2 protein-coding genes are annotated in these 1,527 nt (G+C 47.3%); both read right to left on the bottom strand.

Features of this window, described 5'->3' with window-relative positions; all coding sequences use genetic code 11:
• The coding region (locus tag A3729_RS15620; protein WP_304439726.1) for a carbamoyl-phosphate synthase domain-containing protein at positions 1-459 on the bottom strand (459 nt) is incomplete at its 3' end.
• Between the two features lie 349 nt (positions 460-808).
• A partial coding sequence (gene dapB / locus A3729_RS15615) for a 4-hydroxy-tetrahydrodipicolinate reductase (protein ID WP_068634056.1) occupies positions 809-1,527 on the bottom strand: 719 nt, incomplete at its 5' end.

Raw genomic sequence — 1,527 nt, 5'->3', positions numbered from 1 at the left:
TAGACCAGGGAACGACTTCGCAGCGGCTAGCGCCTTTTCTTCACTAATGTCATCACCAGCGATAATGCAGCCATTCTGTGCACCTTTTTCACGCAAGATTCGCGTCAAACGGCGTGTATCAATATCTGCAATCGCGACAATGCCGTTTTCTTCAAGGTATTCGTTAAGAGGCTTTTCTGAACGCCAGCTACTCGCCAATAAAGGCAAGTTACGTATAACCAAGCCTGCTGACCAAATTTTATCTGACTCAACATCTTCGGCATTAACACCGGTATTTCCGATATGCGGATAAGTCAAAGTTACGATTTGTTTTGCATAGGAAGGGTCAGTCAGGATTTCTTGATACCCGGTCATCGCTGTATTAAATACAACTTCCCCGATGGTTTCACCGTCTGATCCAATGGAGACTCCTTTAAAAATGGAGCCATCTTCAAGTGCTAAAATTGCAGGTTTTGTCAACGCCAGTTCCTCGTCGTAATCGGCTAGGAGAGAATAATAAAGATACCGTCTTTAGGCGGGTTTGAAGTGGCCTTCAGAAACTACACGCTAGGTATAAGCGATAAGCATCTGGTCCCCGAGCAGGCATTCAAAGCAGCATTTTCACACAGATAAGTTGCAAAAAAGCGAGACGGAGCTTACCCCACCTCGCTTAAAATTCTTATACTTGCGCGCGCTTCAATGTTAACCCTGCTGATACATGCGGGCTTTGAATAGACAACCACTATTCAAACGGCGGCATTGTACACATTTATGACAATTATGTCTATCAGTGAGAGGCAGTTCATAGCGCATTTTTTAGCCAAGCCACTTATTTCAAATTCAGAACATCTCGCATTTCATACAAGCCAGGCTTCTGACTCTGCAACCAGGCTGCAGCACGAACTGCACCCCGAGCGAAAGACATACGGCTAGACGCTTTGTGAGTAATCTCTACACGCTCACCTTCGCCCAAAAACATCACGGTGTGATCACCGACAACATCACCACCACGAACGGTCGCAAAACCAATAGTTTCTTTATCACGTGCACCGGTTTGACCTTCTCGCCCATAAACCGCAACCGAGCGTAAATCCCGATCCAAACCATCGGCCACCGCTTGCCCCATCGCCAGTGCAGTACCAGAAGGCGCGTCAACCTTATGTCGATGATGAGCTTCGTAAACCTCAACATCGTAGTCGTCACCCAAAATTTCAGCCGCTTTTTGAAGCAGGTTCAGGCAAACATTTACGCCTGTACTAAAGTTGGCAGCCTTACACATTGCCGCAGAAGACTGAGCCAATAACAACTCCTCCTCTTCTTCAACGGTAAAGCCAGTCGTTCCGATAACAATACCCTTACCATGCTCCGCACATAACTTAGCATTTGCCAAGGTCGCTACGGGCGCAGTGAAGTCAATCAAGACATCGAACTGACCAATCACTTCAGACAAGCTACCTGAGACAACAACACCGTTCGCACCCACACCTGCTAACTCTCCAGCATCCGTTCCGACAAGGGAACTTTCTGGGCGCTCAATGGCTGCCGTTA

The organism is Oleiphilus sp. HI0043, assembly GCF_001634935.1.
This window is presented reverse-complemented; position numbering and strand designations above follow the sequence as displayed.